Origin of the sequence: Sinorhizobium sp. CB7, assembly GCF_041357635.1 — a bacterium.
Lineage (GTDB): Bacteria > Pseudomonadota > Alphaproteobacteria > Rhizobiales > Rhizobiaceae > Rhizobium.
The window spans coordinates 110546-127852 of sequence record NZ_JAULLL010000003.1 but is presented as its reverse complement, the minus strand read 5'-3'; the positions used below and the strand labels follow the sequence as shown (position 1 = coordinate 127852).

Below are 17307 nucleotides of genomic sequence, written 5' to 3'. Positions count from 1 at the left end.
CCGGATGATCCCGAACGACAAGGAACCAATTCGATGAAGCTGCTGCAAGACAAGATCTGCGTTATCACCGGCGGCTGTGGAAGTGTCGGAACTGCCAGTGCAATGCTGTTTCTGGAGCACGGCGCCAAGGTCATGCTGGTAGATCTCGACGAACGGGCGCTCTCCGCCGTCCGATCAAAACTCGGTTCAGACCAGGTGGCGATCTTCGCCGGCGACGTTTCAAACTCGAACGAGGTGCAAGCCTACCTGCAGGCCACAGCCTCGAGGTGGGGCCAGATCGACGTCCTGTTCAGCAACGCCGGCAACCACGGCTTCATCGGAGATCTCAGCGAGTACGACGAGGAGGCTTTCGACCGGACATATCAGATACATGTGAAAGGAGCTTTTCTGGCCTGCAAGCATGGACCGAAGCATATGCGCGACGGTGGCAGCATCATCGTCACTTCAAGCATGGCGGGCACGAGGGGCGGTGAGGGTGCCGGCCAGAACATCGCGTACGTTGCGTCAAAGCACGCACAAACAGGCGTCGTGCGCGCAGCGGCGCGTGCGCTGGCGCCCCGGGGGATCAGAGTCAACTCGCTCAATCCGGGCCCGATCGACAATCAATTCCAGCACTCTATCGAAGACCAGATCGGTTCACTCACTGGCAAGGACGTCACGGCTCTGATCAACGAGGAGATCCCCCTTCGTCGTCACGCCGATCCAGCCGAAGTGGCCAACGTTGCGCTCTACCTCGCATCGAGCATGAGCAGTTTCGTTACCGGGCACATACATGCCGTCGACGGCGGGCTGGCGTCCTGATCGGGAGCAACACCCCATGAATATTGGGTTCCTACGAACCACAAACGAATGGCGGAAAGTAACCACTTTTGCGGAAGGAGGAGTCCGATGGGCTCGGTAAGCATCAGAAACACGGAAAAGGCCTACGGCGCGGCAAAAGTGCTGCACGGCGTCGACGTGGAGATAGAAGACGGTGAATTCGTCGTTCTGGTCGGACCTTCCGGCTGCGGGAAGTCCACACTTCTGCGCATGTTGGCCGGACTTGAATCCATCTCGGGAGGAACGATCGCCATCGGAGAAAAAGTGGTCAACGACGTCGCGCCGAAGCAACGCGACATTGCAATGGTTTTCCAAAATTACGCCTTGTATCCCCACATGACGGTAGCCGACAATATGAGCTTCGCTCTGAGGCTAAAAGGCGTCTCGGAGGCGGAAAGAAAAGCAAAGGTTCAAGAGGCGGCAAAAATACTGGGGCTCGAGGCCCTCCTGGCCCGCTACCCGAGGGAACTTTCCGGAGGACAGCGACAGCGTGTCGCGATGGGAAGGGCGCTCGTGCGCAAGCCGCAGGTTTTTCTTTTCGACGAGCCGCTCTCGAACCTGGACGCCAAGCTTCGAATTCAAATGAGGGCAGAGATCAAGCAACTGCACCAGCGGCTGCGCACGACCACTGTCTACGTCACGCACGACCAGGTCGAGGCGATGACGATGGCGGACAAGATCGTGGTCATGCGCGATGGACGCGTGGAGCAGATCGGAGCGCCTCTCGACCTCTACGATCGTCCTGCCAATCTCTTCGTCGCTTCATTTCTGGGATCGCCGGGAATGAACTTCATCGGCGGCCTCGTCTCGAAAACCGATCCGAGCGTCTTCGAAACCGGCTGCGGTGGAAGGATCCTGCTTGGACGGAGCCACCACGCGCTGGCAGGGCGACCTGTGAAGCTTGGTCTGCGTCCCGAAAACTGGACCGTCGGGGTGGCTGATCCGGCCTTGCTGCAGGTGACAGTCGATGTCGTCGAGCCGACGGGCGCAGACACCCTGCTGCTGCTCAGGCATGGCGACGAAGCGCTTACGATTTGCCTGAAGGAGCGGCCGAAGGTGACGCCGGGCGACGCGCTTTGGCTACGGGCAGACAGCGCGGCCGTCCATCTGTTCGATGCCGAGAGCGGCAAGCGGCTCAACTGAGGTTCGTTCGCACGGCCATTGATTTGGATTTTCGGAGGAGAAGCATGCCGCGACGTCGGATATGGATCGCCATTCTTATTTTCACCGCTGTCATCATCAACTACATCGACCGGATTGCTCTTTCGATCGCGTCGAAGTCCATTGCAGCCGAATACGGATTCACTCCCGTCCAGATGGGCTATCTCTTCTCGGGGTTCCTGTGGACATACGTCGTCTGCCTTATCCCGGTTGGGCTCCTTGTCGAAAGAGTGGGCGCCAAGCGCGTCATCAGCGGTGGCATTGCGCTATGGTCCGCAGCGACCGCACTGACAGCAGCGACGACGGGATTCGCATTCATCTTCGCAGCTCGTCTCGTCATGGGCGCAAGCGAAGCATCCTCCTACCCGGCATCAGGGCGGGTGATACGCGATTGGTTTCCGGAGCGGGAGCGGGGCCTGGTGACAACCCTGCTCAACGGCGGCTCGTCCGCAGGACCCGCGATCGGCGCGATCGTTACCGCCGGACTTGTCGAATTCGCCGGTTGGCGCGTGTCCTTCGTGCTGCTTGGACTTCTGGGCTATGTCTGGCTAGCGGCATGGATGTTCTGGTATGCGCCTCCAGAAAAGGCATCATGGATTTCCGACGCCGAGCGGCAGGAAATCCTCAGTGAACGAAATGGCCAGGGGCAGGCATCGGATAGCGGGGCTGCACCGTCGACACTGCGCTACCTGCTCTCGCAAACGAGCGTCTGGGGGCTCGTTGTAACCCAAGCTTGCCTGGTCTACACCGCGTACATCTTCCTTACTTGGCTCCCGACATTCCTTCAATCGACCCAAGAGCTGTCGACGATGAATACCGGCTACCTCACCGCGATCCCCTATCTCGTCACCGTCATGCTGAGCCTTGTGATCGCACGAGCAAGCGACCGGTTCCTGTCCTCAAAAGCGGTCGGAAGCGGCAAGAGACGCAATTACATCGCGGCAATGGCAACTTTGTCCCTTCTGATTGTCGCGGCGCCCTTCGTCAGCAACCTGACAGAACTTCTGATTGTTCTGACCCTGGTTCTCACCGGCTCGACGACGGGCGCAGGCTTGAACTTCTCTCTCGCCAGCGACCTTTTGGGCAATCCTCGAGACGTCTCGCGTGTCATTGCCATTACTGCCCTTGGCGGCAACTTCTTTGGACTGATCGCGCCCATCATCACCGGCTACGTGGTCGCCTCGACGGGCGGATATGAAATGGCGTTCGGCATCGCGGCCGGCCTCCTGGTCTCAGGGGCGATCACCACGCTGACGATGACGCGCAAACCCATCGCACCCGAATTCACAACGTCGGCGGCGATCCCCACCGGCCAACCAACCGATACGGCAACGGCATGACACATCATTACCCAGGACTACGACGTCCGATCACGCAGGAGACGAGAGCCGCGGTTCTCGAAGACTTTCCAGAAATCATGCAAATCGCAGACCCTGAGATGCGGAAGAATGTGGTGGAGGCGTGGAGTCATGCGCTTTGCTGTTCTGAGTTTGAGCGCATTGCGGACATGCCGCCGGAAGGAAATCCAGGGTCGCCGGTTCTCAAGGCCGGGACACAGGCGGACCACGTCAGGGGTGTCTTCAGATACACGAACCTGATCGCCAGCGAGTTCGAGCAAACATATCCTCAGGTGAGAATCGATTGGGACGTTCTTCTCGCTGGAGCCGCATGTCATGACGTCGGAAAGCCATATGAGTTCGACCCGATTAACCGCGAACGCTGGAGACAGGAGCCTGCCGATGCCGGCCAGCCAACCTTCCGTCATTCCGTATTCGGCATGTACGTCTGCTTGATCGTCGGTCTTCCTGAAGAAGTCGCACATATCGCCGTTGGCCACTCCTTCGAGGGAAACCACATGGGCGTCAGTGCAGAATGCATGATCGTCAGGCAGGCAGATCACGGCTGGTGGCATGTCGCGGGAGCGCTTGGGCTCATTCATGAGGAAACAATGACAGGCCTTACCGGAAACCTCCGCAGTCGGTCAGCCCGCCTGACGGCGAACTGATGTCGGTAAAGCAGGAGCCGTCAAGCCGAGATGCCCGGTTCGGAACGCGACCCGGACGTCATCTGGGCGTTTCCGATAGCAGCAAGACAACCGTGGGTATACAGCTTGCGCCTCTATCAGGAGCTCAACGCCTCGGGAGATTTCCAAACACCTGCCAATATTCAAGAGATGGCTAACAGCATCCCGCTTATTGACGAGGATCGTGAGCCGTGGCTCGCCACTATCGCAGATGCGGTGTCGAACGGGCCCGACAGGCAGCGAATCCGACATTGTATGCGTCAAAGAATATTGCTGACGTCGCCTGAGAAGCAACAGAGCTGCTTGTCGGACTGAAACTGGGAAGCGCTGTCGACTGAGCGGTCGTGGAGGCAGCTTCGGTCAGTTCGCAGGGTTGGAAATCTGTTTCATGGCGCTCGGTATCCGCCGCGAGCAGCCAGACGAGGCGACACACCGAACCTATGGCGAAACGCCGTTGCGAAGTTGGCTGGGCTCGAGTAACCAGCAAAAAGACTTGCCTCGGCAATACTCATTTCTCCGGACCGTAATGCCTCGAGGGCCCTCTCCAACCTTAGCTTGCGCACATATCCGAACACGCTGGTTCTTTCGGAGAGACGAAAAAGTCGCTGTAATCCGCTGGGATTGATGCCTGCCTCCCGCGCAATAACCTCGACGCTCAGTGTTTCTTCAACCCTGGTCTCGATGAATTCCTTGGCGCGCTTCAAACGGATTAGATCGTGATGCGTTAGCATATCGCTGGCTCCATCCTGGTGGTTAGCCTGCATCAATGCGGTCAGCGTTTCCGCGACCAATCCAACGGCGCAGCCCTCCAGATGGAGTTTGCGAAGAGCAGGTGCGAAGGCTGGTGCTTTTGCAATCTGGCCAACAAGCTCAATCGCTCGGGGCGTTAGTCTCCAACGCTGATTGGCAAGATGGTCACGGAAGAGATGGTTGCCAGCGCTGGCGCCCGCCTGCTCCTGCAAGCCTTCAATATCGAGCCATTCGGGTGATGCGGATACCACCAGATGTCTTAGCCTCTGAGAACCTTGCGACTGCCGCTCGAAACTTTCGGGACGCGCACTCATGATAGCGGTGCCTTCCATCAAGCCGCTCCGACGGCCGTCAAACGAAAAATGCCTATCGCCAATCTTCAGCCCGACCTGCCCGTCGAGAAAGAAAATGCAGGAAAGGCCTTCATGGACATATGAGGAGGCGGTGAAGGGCCGCGCCTCGACGGCATCACTTACATGCAGAACGAGACCAGGTCGTAGTTCCTGGTGGAAGAAATCGCCCTCCATCAGCGTATCGTCCATAGACAACCCATCGTCGGGACTGTCGAACGTGACGCCGGTACGTTCGGCGAAATCGCGAACCCGAAAGCGCCTGTGACCGGTAGAGCCTGCCAAGGATCCTGTGTCTCGACGTGTGTTCATCTGATCCATTTAAAGCAAGAGAAAGCGTGACGGCGTAATTTCATTGTTCGGCAAAGGTCTGAGATCGTCCTGCAAACATCCAACCGTTGCTCTCCCACCCACCGTTTTCATAATGGTTATATTAACTTGATTGTTTAAATCAAGTTTAAAGGATATGCGATCGAATGCAAGAGTGGGGCAGTAAAGTGGGGCATACGGATAGATATGGATCGGCCAAGAGGACTTCGAATGGAAGGAGGCTTCGGCTGGGTATTCTTCCCGCATCGACGGTGATGACCGCTTGCGCGGCGGCGGTCTTTGCCCAGGAGCCCCCACAGAGCACGATGCTAAAGCCGATCGTAATTCAATCCGAGGCGTCTGGAGGATTGGACCAGGGCATTGTCGCCACGGAAAGTATGAGCGCTTCCAAGACCGATACACCCTTGCTCGAAACGCCGCAGGCCGTCAGTGTCGTCACCCGTGCGCAGATGACGGAGCAGGGCGCAAATACTGTGTCGGAAGCCCTACGTTATACACCGGGTGTCTTTGCCGAATCGAACGGCTATGACATTCGCTATGACTGGCTCTATATCCGCGGCTTCAACACCTACGGGGTCATGTGGCTCGATGGTCTTGCGGTTGCAGGCGATCCCAACAACTATGCGACGCCCACCATCAATCCCTACGCGTTGGAACGCGTCGAGGTAATCAAGGGACCAGCTTCGGTCCTTTACGGACGAACGGTCCCAGGAGGGCTTGTCAACCAGGTCAGCAAGCGGCCGCAGACAACGCCGTATCATGAGGTCTCAATCGGTACGTCCGGTTTCGGCGCGCAGATCTCCTTCGATACCACCGGCCTGATCAGCGAGGATGGCGTCTGGTCCTACCGGCTGCTTGGCCAGGCCCGTAACATGCACACCCAGATCGACCACGAGCGCGACCGGCAGGGCATGATTGCTCCCAGCCTTACATGGTCGCCCGATGCCGAAACGTCGCTGACACTTTACGGCTACTATCAGCATGACGAGCCGATCTTCAATCCGCGCTTCTACCCGGCTTATGGCACACTTCTTCCCAATCCCGACGGGCAGATCCCGCGCGACGTCTTCCTGGGCGATCCGGACTGGGGCGGTTTCAGGCGCGATTACTATCATGCCGGCTACGAGTTCGAGCATTCCTTCGACGAGACCTGGACCGTCAGGCAAAATCTTCGCTACGGCCGCTCCGGCCAGCATATGGATCTGGTTCTGGTCAACCCGGCCTTTGCGTTCGCCGGCACGCCAACCAGCGATCTCAGCCGTGTGACCGCCGTTTCGGACGATTGGACCTCGACTTTCGCGGTTGATACACAACTCGAGGCAAAGTTCGGCACCGGCAATTTCGATCATACGGCGCTGTTCGGAATCGACTATGTGCTTGGCAAGTCCAGCACCAACTTCGGCAATACCGGCTTGGGCACGTTCGTCCCTGGCATCGACTATCTCGATCCGATCTACGGCTATGACTTTCCGGTCGCGCCTGTGACGGCGTCCGGCATGCAGACACAAAACCAGCTGGGCCTCTACATGCAGGACCAGATCCGCTATGGCGGCTGGCTCGGCACATTTGGCTTGCGGTACGATCTGTCTGATATTGACTCTCAAAACCGCCTTACTAACCGAACTGTTGAAACCGATGACAAGGCGCTGACCTGGCGTGCCGGCCTGACCTATCTCTTCGACAATGGCCTGGCGCCCTATGTCAGCTATTCCACAGCCTTCCTGCCGGTCATGGGAACGGACGCCGCGGGCGATCCCTTCAAGGCGCAGGAGGCCGAGCAGTTCGAACTTGGCGTCAAGTACGAGCCGGTCGAAGGTCGTGGCATGATCGGACTCTCCTTCTTCAATCTGGACATCAAGAACGCCCTGACCCCTGTCGGCCCACGGCCGGCCAATCCGGTGAGTTATGCCCAGGATGGCAAGCAACGTGTTCGCGGCATTGAAATCGAGGGCAAATACGAACTTACGCCGGAGCTTGATATACTCGCCGCCTATGCCTATTCGCAGTCCGAAGTGCTGGAATCCACCAACGTGCTTGCTATCGGCAACGAGGTGTTGCGGCTGCCGAAGCACCAGGCCAGCCTATGGCTGAACTACCGTCCGAACATGGTGGAAGGCCTCTCACTCAGCGCTGGCCTGCGCTACATGTCACCCTATCAGACGGACGTGACCTATCTCGATGAACTGCGCATACCGGCCCGCACGCTTGTCGATATCGGCGCCGCCTACGACTTCGGGGCCATCAAGCCCGAGTTCGACGGTACTAAGCTGCAGGTGAACGTCTCAAACCTGTTCGACGAAAAATATGTCTCGCATTGCCTCAACCTGACCGGTGGCAGCTGCAATTACGGAGCACGCAGGACCGTCACCGTGAGCCTGAAATACATATGGTAATCGACATGCAATTGCACAAAATGAGAAGCGTAATTCCCAGGAAGGCTCTTCTCCTCCTGTTCGCGCTGGTCGTGTTTGGGCTCTTCTGGGCGGATGCAGGCAGGGCGGAGGTCCTGCTGCGTGATGCAGCCGGCAGAGAGGTCCGGCTGGCGAAGCCCGCAGAGCGTATCGTGACCAATGAGAGCCTGCTTCTGCTGGAGCTTGCACTCATCGATCGCGATCCGGTTTCGAAGCTGGCGGGATGGGCTGCTCCACGTCGCCTCGATCGCGGCATCTACGCCAGATTTCGCCAGCGTTTTCCGGCTATAGATTCCATCCCCGTCGTAGGCGGTGTCGTCCCGCCAAATACGAATATCGAGAGCCTGCTGAGTGTCGATCCCGATCTTTTTGTCGTCAGTCTCTGGGATCCGGGGTGGGAAGAAATCTCGGCGGGTCTTGAGGCTGCCGGCGTGCCAACGATATTCCTCGATGCTCCGGGCAAGACCACAAGCAACCCCGCAGAAGCGGTCGGATTCTCCGTCGAGCTCCTCGGCAAGGCTATAGGGCGGGAGGCGCAGGCGAACGAATTTTCCGCCTACATGCTTTCGCATTACCGCGCGGTCGTCGAACGGCTGAGCTCGCTCAAGGACCGTCCCCTGGTCCTCATTGATGCCTTTGCCGGCACCGAATGCTGCTCCACGCCCGGCCGCGGTAACCGACTGACCGAATATCTGCATCTCGCCGGGGCAAAGAGCGTCGGAGAAGATGTCATCCCGGGCTATGACGGCCGCGTCAGTCCGGAGGCTGTCATCGGCGAGGAACCCTCGGTCTACGTCGGTACTGGCGGGCCGCATCTTTCCGCCCAGGACGGCCTCGTCCTTGGCGGCAAGATCAATCCCGAAAGCGCGCGCGCGTCACTTCAGGCGGTGCTATCGCAAGGGGTCCGACGGGAACTGAAGGCGGTTCGTGAAGGTCGTGCCTATGGGATTTCGCATCAGCTGTCGATTTCAGCGCTGAGCATCCTCGCTTTCGAATGTTTCGCGAAATGGACCCATCCTGTGTTGTTTGCAGATCTTAGCCCTGAGCAAACGCTAGCGGACATCAACCAACGCTTCCTTGCGGTTCCTCTCGAAGGAACCTTCTGGATCGAACTTCGGAGCAAGCCATGATGTCTGAGCTTCTGTATGCCTGGACACGCGTGAGCCTTTCGAACGCTGACGTTGTGATCGCCAAACTCTGTGCGCATATGCTTGAACACAATGCCGAGCATAAACGGGACGGCGATGATAGCATACTGTCTTTCAATGGATCCTCAGCCCGTTTCTCCCGTCAAGGCAATGACACCGCTGTGCGCGTAACCGCGCCAAGCCTGGAAGGTCTCTATTTTATGCGAATGGCGGTGGCATCGCATATACTGGAATTCGCCAATGAGCGAGAGCTTGCGATCGAGTGGAAGGGTGACGGCATTGAACTGTCTCGCCCGCCGAACTTCACGATCCTGAAGGTAGGCACCGTCCGTGATTTGACGCCAAGGATGCGACGCATCACATTTCTGTGCGATGATGCGCGGCGTTTCCTTTCTCTCGATGCACTGCATCTGAACCTGCTGCTTCCTCATCAGGATGTGGCCGAACCACAGTGGCCGAGCGTAGGAGCGGATGGCCTGATCAAGTGGGAAAACCCGCAAAGGCGGCCAGTCACCCGCAAATATACAGTCCGTTCGATCGACCAAGCCGCAAGTACGATCGACATCGATTTCGTTCGCCATGCGGATGCTGGCCCCGGTTCCTCTTTTGCCGAACGGGCACGTCCGGACGATGTAATCGGCGCCCTCGGCCCCGGCGGTGGTGGCCTCGTCGAAGCGGACTGGTATCTGCTGGCGGGCGATGAAACGGCGTTGCCGGCAATCGCGCGCATGGCCGAGCACCTGCCTTCCGAAGCACGCGCAGTCATTCTCATCGAGGTTGCCGATCGGCAGGAGATCCAGGCGCTTTCGTCGTCTGTACGCGCCGATATCCGCTGGCTCTGTCGCCGGGAAGCAAGGTCCCAACCCGGAGCGCTTCTGACCGAGGCCATCCGAAGCGTGACCTTTCCCTCTGAAGGGACGAGGATCTATGCTTGGGCGGCGTGCGAGTTCGAGGCCTTCAGGCAGATCCGCGAGTATTTTCGGCGGAACCGCAAATTGTCGAAAGCTGAGCATCTCGTCGTTTCCTACTGGCGTAGGGGCAAGAGCGAAGATCAGATGATAGCCAGCGACTGATCCATCTTGCCGGCCAGGACCGTTCCAACTCTTTCGAACGCACCCAGATCGCTTGATAGCCGCCGACAGTGGTGTTCTAACGGCTTCAGCTCCCGGTGCATGGATGAAGCCGCTGAGCGCTCCAGCACACATGCAGGCTCGTATTAGAGATGACGCCGATATCCGGAAAGTGCCCCTTGTAATCACAGGATGGAGAGCTGCAGCCGGTATTCACGGAGCGTATGGTGATTGGTTGATATGCCATCCCGCAAAAGTTGACGTGACATCGCGGGTTACCGGCCCCCACGGCCGTGGCCAACGGCGTCGCACGCACCTGTTTTGCGGTTCCTCCGCTTCGGAACGACTGCCGCGTCGAACCGTGGTTCATGTCCGGGCGCCGGCCAAGTCAGGTTTTCGGAGGAAAAATTAACCGAAGCGATCGAACGTCAAGAAGCATCTTTCGCCAAAAACTTCAGGAAAGCCTGGCGTCGCATCTGCAGTCTTATACCCGGCGTCTCTGCAGGCCCGATGTGATCTTGAGAAAGTAAATCCCAACCGCTACACCACTATCAGAAGAGCGGCAGACGTTAGCTCCTGCGGAACCGTCCAAAATGGTTCAACGGAGTACAACAGGCGTGGAACGCGAGGGCGCTCAGGCTCTGCGGTGGCGACAATGCATCGCGCATAATGTCCCGATCTGAAATGGAAGAACGCGATGGTTCAGTCCGACATTGAACTGAATGGAAATCCGATAGAGCTTCCAGCAGCCAAGTCAGCAGCTGCCTCGACGAACAATTACGCAGCGCAACTCCATAATATACAGGTTTTGGTCGCCGTTGCGCAGGCAGAAAGCATCGCCGGTGCAGCGAAGCAGCTATTCAAGGCGCCATCCGCCGTTAGCAGGTCAATTCTACAACTCGAAGCCGCGATGGGGCTCCCGCTCTTCGATCGTGAACCGCGTGGCATGCGGCTCAATGAGCTGGGGGAACTGGTCTACGTCCGAGCTTGTCGGATTCAATCTGAGATTCACTTTGCTGCAGACGAGCTAGTCCGATCCCGAGGCGCAGGCGCAGGCTCAAGAAGCAGCATAGCTAGTTACCTGTTCAGTGAAAAAAAGCTGCAACTCGTCGTCGCCCTCGCAACGACTAGAAGCTTTAAGAGGGCGGCCGAGCAACTCGGCTTAAAGCCGGCCGGTGCAAGCATGGCACTTGCGCGCATGCAAGAGGTTATCGGTCAGCCACTTTTTGAAAAGAAAGCGCAGGGCATTGTTGCCACTGATGCGGCGGTCAATTTGATCGTGCGGGGAAAGCGCGTTTTCGCTGAGTTACGTCATTTGTCTTCAGACGTATCGGCATTCAACGGCGAACTCAGAGGAACGGTCGTCATCGGCACGTTGCCAGTAGGTCGCTCGTATCTGGTTCCAAGCACAGTCGCTGCGTTATTGTCTCGATATCCTGGCTTGCAGTTGACTTCAGTCGAGAGCCCGGGAGTTCATCTTATTCAGGGGCTGCGAACAGGTGAAATAGACATATTTGTCGGCATCCTGCGTGACAGCGCGCGGCGTCATGAGATCGCTTCCGAATGGCTATTCAATGATGATCTCTGCATTCTCGTTCGCAGCGGCCATCCTCTCGCTGTTCGACGTGAGATCGCCTTAAGCGAACTGGTGACGTGGCAGTGGATTTTGCCCGACCGGAGCACATTAGCGCGAAAAATGACGGAGAACGTCTTCCGCAACCAGGGGCTCGATCCACCCGCACCTTCGCTCGAATCGAGCGACTCGGCTCTGATCCGTGAAGTCCTGCGCACCAGTGGCATGTTGGCTGTTGCTGGACGTAACCAGATGACGTTCGAGATCAAAAGCGGTGTGCTGCACGAACTACCTCTTAGGCTACCAGGAACCGTACGCAAGATAGCACTTCTCACCAGGGAGGGAGCGATGCTTTCGTCGGCAGCGAAAATGGTCGTCGATGCACTTCGTTTCGCGGCGCAAGGCCTCTGAGGCAAGCCGCGTTCAAACACCTAGCCATTCCCCGACATCACGAAATTCGCATGCAGCTCACGAATCTCGAAACGAGATTTCGCAAAAGTCATGGAAGTATGCGTGCGAGAAAAGATCATCTTCGTGCGGGGGAGCCCGATGATGATCGCCGGATCACATTTCGGCAACATGGAGGAGCAGGAGGATAACGCGGCCGCTGCCGGCTGGCCACTATAGCCCGCTAGATTCTGAATGAGCGCTGCATCCAAAACCGATGCCCAGGTCGGAAGGTGCGGTCGTGCCACCGGCGAGCATGCCATATCCAAAATGCACCCTGAGGATTCCAAAATATGGATTGTAACGGGAGGGGCAACGATGCCGGGATTTCCAAACCTGAGGCGGCGTCAGGGATTAGCCGTAGGAACTGTTTCGGCCGAGCCTCGGTCTTAACGCCTTCGTCACGCGATATCATAGGACATCTGCGCCCCCCTCGGCCTCGATGCGACGCCCGTTAATGTGGTTGACGGGTCGAAGGTCACTCACGAATTGCTGATCCGCAGAGCCGACGGCTGCATCCAGACCGGGTTCCTTGTTGCGATCGACCAAGGCGCGCGAGTCGCTGACATGAGGCTGGCGGCGGATGCAGTCGAGGCGATCAGCTAGTTCACCACTCTTGAAGGCGAGGGCCTCCGTTGAGAACGCACCTGCACGTCTGCGGAAGTTCCCGCCAAGGTGGAAATTTTGAAAGGACAAGAGTGGGAGTGAAAGCATGAATACTTGGGATGCAGTGATGCAAGGTCTTGGCCTGGTCCTCGCGTGGCCAGCCATCGGCTTCCTGTTCCTCGGAACAGTTATCGGCCTTTATGTTGGCGCAGTACCCGGAATTGGAGCACTGGTCACATTCTCTCTGCTAATCCCCTTCACATTTCACATGGACCCGGGCTCGTCCATCGCTCTTTTGCTCGGCGTATTTGCTGTAACCACCACCGGCGACACTTTGACGGCCGTTCTGCTGGGTGTGCCAAGCCCTAACAGCGCGGCGAACGTGCTGGATGGCTATCCGATGACGCAACGCGGCGAAGGTCTGAGAGCGCTTGGCGCGGCCTACATGACGTCGATCATGAGCGGGATAGCCGGAGCCCTGGCGCTGGCCATTTCCATTCCCATCATCAAGCCGCTCATACTGGCTTTCGGGCCACCAGAATTCCTGATGCTGGGCCTGCTTGCACTGGCCTTCGTCGGAACCCTGACCGGGCGTTCCATAACAATGGGCTTGATCGCAGTCCTCTTCGGACTGCTACTTTCGACCATCGGCTTCGCCCCGCGCGGAGGGATGTCCCGCTATAGCTTCGACACGCTCTATCTGATGGACGGACTAGGGGTCGCTCCTGTGGTGCTCGGCCTGTTCGCTCTGCCTGAGATCATCATGCTTGGCGTCGCCAAGGAACCGATCGCCAAGGTCGATCTCGCCAAAGCCGGCACTAAGGGCCAGCTAATGCAGGGCATCCGAGACGCTATGCGGGAGTGGAAGCTCGTGCTGCGTTCAAGCATGCTCGGCATCTATGTCGGCATCCTTCCAGGTGTCGGCGCCGTGGTCGCCGAATGGGCTGCTTATGGCTTGGCGGTCCAGGCAGCCAAGGACAAGTCCATGTTTGGCAAGGGCGACGTGCGCGGCCTGATCGGCCCCGAAGCTTCAACACATTCGGTAAAGGGCGCCGAACTTATTCCGACGGTAGCTTTCGGCATCCCGGCGACGGCGACCATGTCCCTTCTGCTCAGTGCCCTTCTCATCCACGGCATTAGCCCCGGCCCTGAGATGCTGACGACCCACCTGAACTTCACCTTCTCGCTCGTCTGGACGCTCATCCTGGCGAACATCATCGGTGCGCTGATGCTGATGCAGTGGAGCCGGCAGGTCGCTAGGCTCATTTTCGTCCGCTCCAACCTCATTGTCCCGGCTGTACTGGTCATCTGCTTCGTCGGAGCATGGATGACGCAGAACGACATCGCCGACTGGATCACGCTCTTGGTCTTCACAATCATCGGTTTGGCGATGAAGCGAGCCGGCCTGTCGCGCCCGCCGGTCATTCTCGGTTTCGTCCTCGGCCCTGTGCTGGAAAAGAACCTCGATCTCTCCTATCAGGCCCTCGGCTGGACCTGGGTTCAGCGCCCTATGGTGATGGCAATCTTCTGCATTCTGCTTCTGGCCCTGTTCTTTACCGTCCGCTCGGTACGCAAGACGCGTCAGGGCCTTGCCTCGGGCCAGCAAGTCGAACACGCCGGGCACGCGATGGGCTCCGATGTCGGCGTCAGCGATCTGCGCCGCATCCGCATCTCCATGATCCTGTCGGCTCTGGCGCTTGCCCTGTTCGCCGCAGCACTCTGGACCGCGAAGGATTGGAGGCACGACGCCAGGTTCTTCCCAGGCATTATCTGCGGGATCGGCATTCCCCTGTCGCTGCTCTCACTGTTCTGCGACATCCGCAGCCGGCGCGCCGAAAAGCAGCGGATCGCCGAAGGCGGCGTGGTCGTGGAGGAGAAGAACGACTTTCGAGGCGTTGTGGCAATGTTCGGCTTTCTGATCTTCATCGTCCTGCTGTCCATCGTGTTCGGCCAGTTGCTGGGCCTCCCGCTCGCCGTCGCCGGGTACCTTCTGTGGCATCGGGAAAGCTGGAAGATCGCGCTCGGGCAGGCGATCGGCATGTTCGTGTTCATCTACGTCATGTTCGACAAGATCATCCACGTCACCTGGATCGACTCCTGGTTCGCCCTTCCACTCTGACGAAATCCGATCGGTTTGACACAGCGGAGGCTCCATGCCCGGCATATCCCACAGGAAGATGTACCCGATCTCCACCGCTGAACTGGAAAGGCGGTGGTCCGCACTCCGTCAGCAAATGGCGGAAAAGAAGATCGACGTACTTTACACCTTTTCGACCAACGAATGGTCGAGCGGCTACATCAAATGGCTAACCGATCGCATGCCCGGCAATGGCATCTATTTCTCCATCATATTTCCGAGGGACGAGGAGATGACAGTCGTCGGCCCCGGTGGCTTTGGAGGCGACAAGCGCCTGCCGCCGGGCGGCGACGATGTTCTGCGTGGCGTGAAGCGAGCCATGTCCGCCCCCTACTTCCTCGGCGCAACGTTCTCGGAAGCCTATCTTCATGAGGCGACTGAGACAGCGCTCGAAGAATTTGCAGGTGCCACGATCGGCCTCGTCGGACCCGGTATGATCGGCTACACCCTGATGGACTATCTGAGGCGAGGCAAGCTTGCCAATGCACGCATTATCGATGCGACCGACATCGTCGACGGTCTTATGGTGATCAAGAGTGACGAGGAAATCGCCGCAATCCGGCGTTCGGCGGAATTGCAGGACCAGGCATTCGAGGCTGTGCTGGCACAAGCCCGCCCCGGCATGCGCGATTTCGAGATAACAACCATCGCCGATCAGGTCGCGCGGCTGGGAGGCAGTGAGACGGGGCTGCTCTCCGGTGCATCCGCGCCAATCGGCTCCGGTGTGCAGATGCAGTTCAGGCAGATGCAGAACCGAATGATGAACAAGGGCGACCAATTTACCCTTCTGATCGAAACCGCCGGACCGGGCGGCTTCTTCTGCGAGCTGGGGAGAACCTTCCTCTTCGGCAGAGCGACGCAGAAGATGAAGGATGAGGTGAATACGGTCATTGAAGCCCAGAAGCTGACAACCGAAATGCTGGGTGCAGGAGCATCCTGCGCGGACGTTTGGGAGGCGCATAACCGCTTCCTTCGCGAGCGCGGGCGCCCGGAGGAGGACAGGCTCTATGCGCATGGGCAGGGCTATTTCCTCGTCGAACGGCCGCTGATCCGTTTTGACGAACGGATGCCGATAAGACCACGCATGAACGTCGCAGTGCATCCGATGTACCGTCACGAAGGCAACCTGACCTGGATGTGCGACAACTTCCTGATCGGGGATAACGGGACCGAGCGGCTGCACCGTACCCCCCAGCATATATTTGAGATCGATTGACGAAATCGGGCCCGAATTGGCCTGCACACGCGGTCCCGGGGGCGTGACTATCAACCCGGCAACAATGCAACCAGTGATCTGAGGAGGAGTAGATCATGAAACGCATCTCGCCCGCCTTGGCTGTCGTCGCTACAATGATGGCGGCTCCGGCTATAAGCCATGCCGCCGATTTCTACGCCGGCAAAACCGTCACCTTTGTGAATGGTGCCGATCCGGGAGGATCATCGAGCATCTCCTGCCGCATGCTAGGTGAACATCTGAGCCGTGTCGTGCCGGGTAACCCGACCTTCATTGTCAAGAACATGCCCAGCGAGGGTGCCTTGGCGGCGACAAACTTCGTCGGGCTGCAGGCGAAAAAGGATGGTTTGACCCTGGCCTGCGGCTCCTATGGTCCGGCGTATCAGCTCTTCGGTGAGCCCAACCTCAAGGTGGATCTAACGAGGTTCAATGTGATCAGCGGAAACGGCGACAGCGACGTCATGTATGTCGCCGCAAACGCAGGCAGCGGCGTAAAGACAGCTGAAGACATCTTCAAGCTCGCTCCCGGAACCCTTGTTCTCGGCGGCGACTCCTACAATTCGCAGAGCGATACCAAGTCGCGCGCAATTTTAAAGGCGCTCGGCATCGAAGACTATAAGTACGTGACCGGCTTCAGCGGTGACGCCAGCGGCCGTGCAGCGATCCAGCAGGGCTTCATCAATCTCTACAAAGAGTCTGCGACGGCCTTCAGCAACATCACCAGGAGCGCGCTGGTCACTCCCGGCACGGTCGTTCCGATCGCCCAGTCCGGCCAACTCGACGAGAATGGCAAACGCGTCCGCGATTCACGCCTGCCCGATATTCCGACCTATGCGGAATTCTACGAAAAGCATTTCGGCAAACCGGCGACAGGTCCGGTGTGGCAGCTGATCGAGATGATTTCCGGGCATCAGAACGTAGCAGGACGCTGGGTTGCTTTGCCGCCGGACGCCCCCAAGGAAGCCGTGGACATCCTTCGAAAGGCCGTTATCCAGCTCGACACGGATCCAGCCTTCATCGCTGACGCGGAAAAGCTTCGCGGCAAGGGCCCGGCCGCGCGGGAATGGCCCGGTGAACTGGTTCAACAGCGAATTTCGGCCTATCTGAACATGCCCGCCGACCTTCGCAAGGTCTTTGACGATCTTATCAAGGACGGCGAGAAAAGGCAGACCGGACGCTGACGCTCCCATCGCTTGGATTCGGCCCCCGAGGCTCTTTCGGCGGGCCGCCCCAGCGCAGTTGTTTGAC

12 protein-coding genes are annotated in these 17307 nt (G+C 58.4%); 11 read left to right on the top strand and 1 reads right to left on the bottom strand.

Going from position 1 to position 17307, the window contains the following annotated elements; genetic code table 11:
- The first annotated feature begins 33 nt into the window (after positions 1-33).
- From AAE029_RS07730 to AAE029_RS07715, 4 genes are all read left to right on the top strand, one after another.
- On the top strand, positions 34-801 hold the full coding sequence (locus AAE029_RS07730) for an SDR family NAD(P)-dependent oxidoreductase (protein ID WP_371072241.1): 768 nt from the start codon (positions 34-36) through the stop codon (positions 799-801).
- 87 nt (positions 802-888) lie between these two features.
- Complete coding sequence (locus AAE029_RS07725) at positions 889-1962, top strand: ABC transporter ATP-binding protein (protein ID WP_371072240.1); 1074 nt, start codon at positions 889-891, stop codon at positions 1960-1962.
- 44 nt (positions 1963-2006) lie between these two features.
- Positions 2007-3320, top strand: a complete 1314-nt coding sequence (locus tag AAE029_RS07720; protein WP_371072239.1) for an MFS transporter — start codon at positions 2007-2009, stop codon at positions 3318-3320.
- A gap of 98 nt (positions 3321-3418) precedes the next feature.
- Positions 3419-3985 carry an HD domain-containing protein gene (locus AAE029_RS07715; protein ID WP_371072238.1) on the top strand — a complete coding sequence of 189 codons (567 nt, stop codon included), beginning with the start codon at positions 3419-3421 and terminating at the stop codon, positions 3983-3985.
- A 404-nt stretch (positions 3986-4389) separates the two neighbouring features.
- On the opposite strand, the gene AAE029_RS07710 is transcribed toward AAE029_RS07715, so the two are convergent.
- A complete protein-coding gene (locus tag AAE029_RS07710; protein WP_371072237.1) occupies positions 4390-5085 on the bottom strand; it encodes a helix-turn-helix transcriptional regulator in 696 nt (231 codons plus the stop codon).
- A 725-nt stretch (positions 5086-5810) separates the two neighbouring features.
- Between AAE029_RS07710 and AAE029_RS07705 the strand changes: the two genes are divergently transcribed.
- The 7 genes from AAE029_RS07705 to AAE029_RS07675 all read left to right on the top strand — a co-directional run bounded on the left by AAE029_RS07705 (position 5811) and on the right by AAE029_RS07675 (position 17240).
- The gene (locus tag AAE029_RS07705) at positions 5811-7826 is read left to right on the top strand and encodes a TonB-dependent siderophore receptor (protein WP_371072236.1); all 2016 of its coding nucleotides are present in this window, start codon (positions 5811-5813) and stop codon (positions 7824-7826) included.
- 20 nt (positions 7827-7846) lie between these two features.
- Positions 7847-8974, top strand: coding sequence for an ABC transporter substrate-binding protein (locus AAE029_RS07700; RefSeq protein ID WP_371072235.1), 1128 nt, complete (start codon positions 7847-7849; stop codon positions 8972-8974).
- A complete protein-coding gene (locus AAE029_RS07695; protein WP_371072234.1) occupies positions 8971-10065 on the top strand; it encodes a DUF2218 domain-containing protein in 1095 nt (364 codons plus the stop codon). The genes AAE029_RS07700 and AAE029_RS07695 overlap by 4 nt, the downstream gene beginning before the upstream one ends.
- A 694-nt stretch (positions 10066-10759) precedes the next feature.
- On the top strand, positions 10760-12046 hold the full coding sequence (locus AAE029_RS07690) for a LysR family transcriptional regulator (RefSeq protein WP_371072233.1): 1287 nt from the start codon (positions 10760-10762) through the stop codon (positions 12044-12046).
- Between the two features lie 748 nt (positions 12047-12794).
- Positions 12795-14807: a tripartite tricarboxylate transporter permease gene (locus tag AAE029_RS07685; protein WP_371072232.1), complete on the top strand. Its 2013-nt coding sequence runs from the start codon at positions 12795-12797 to the stop codon at positions 14805-14807.
- A 34-nt stretch (positions 14808-14841) separates the two neighbouring features.
- On the top strand, positions 14842-16041 hold the full coding sequence (locus AAE029_RS07680; RefSeq protein WP_371072231.1) for a M24 family metallopeptidase: 1200 nt from the start codon (positions 14842-14844) through the stop codon (positions 16039-16041).
- A gap of 95 nt (positions 16042-16136) precedes the next feature.
- Positions 16137-17240: a hypothetical protein gene (locus AAE029_RS07675; protein WP_371072230.1), complete on the top strand. Its 1104-nt coding sequence runs from the start codon at positions 16137-16139 to the stop codon at positions 17238-17240.
- The last annotated feature ends 67 nt before the right edge of the window (positions 17241-17307 follow it).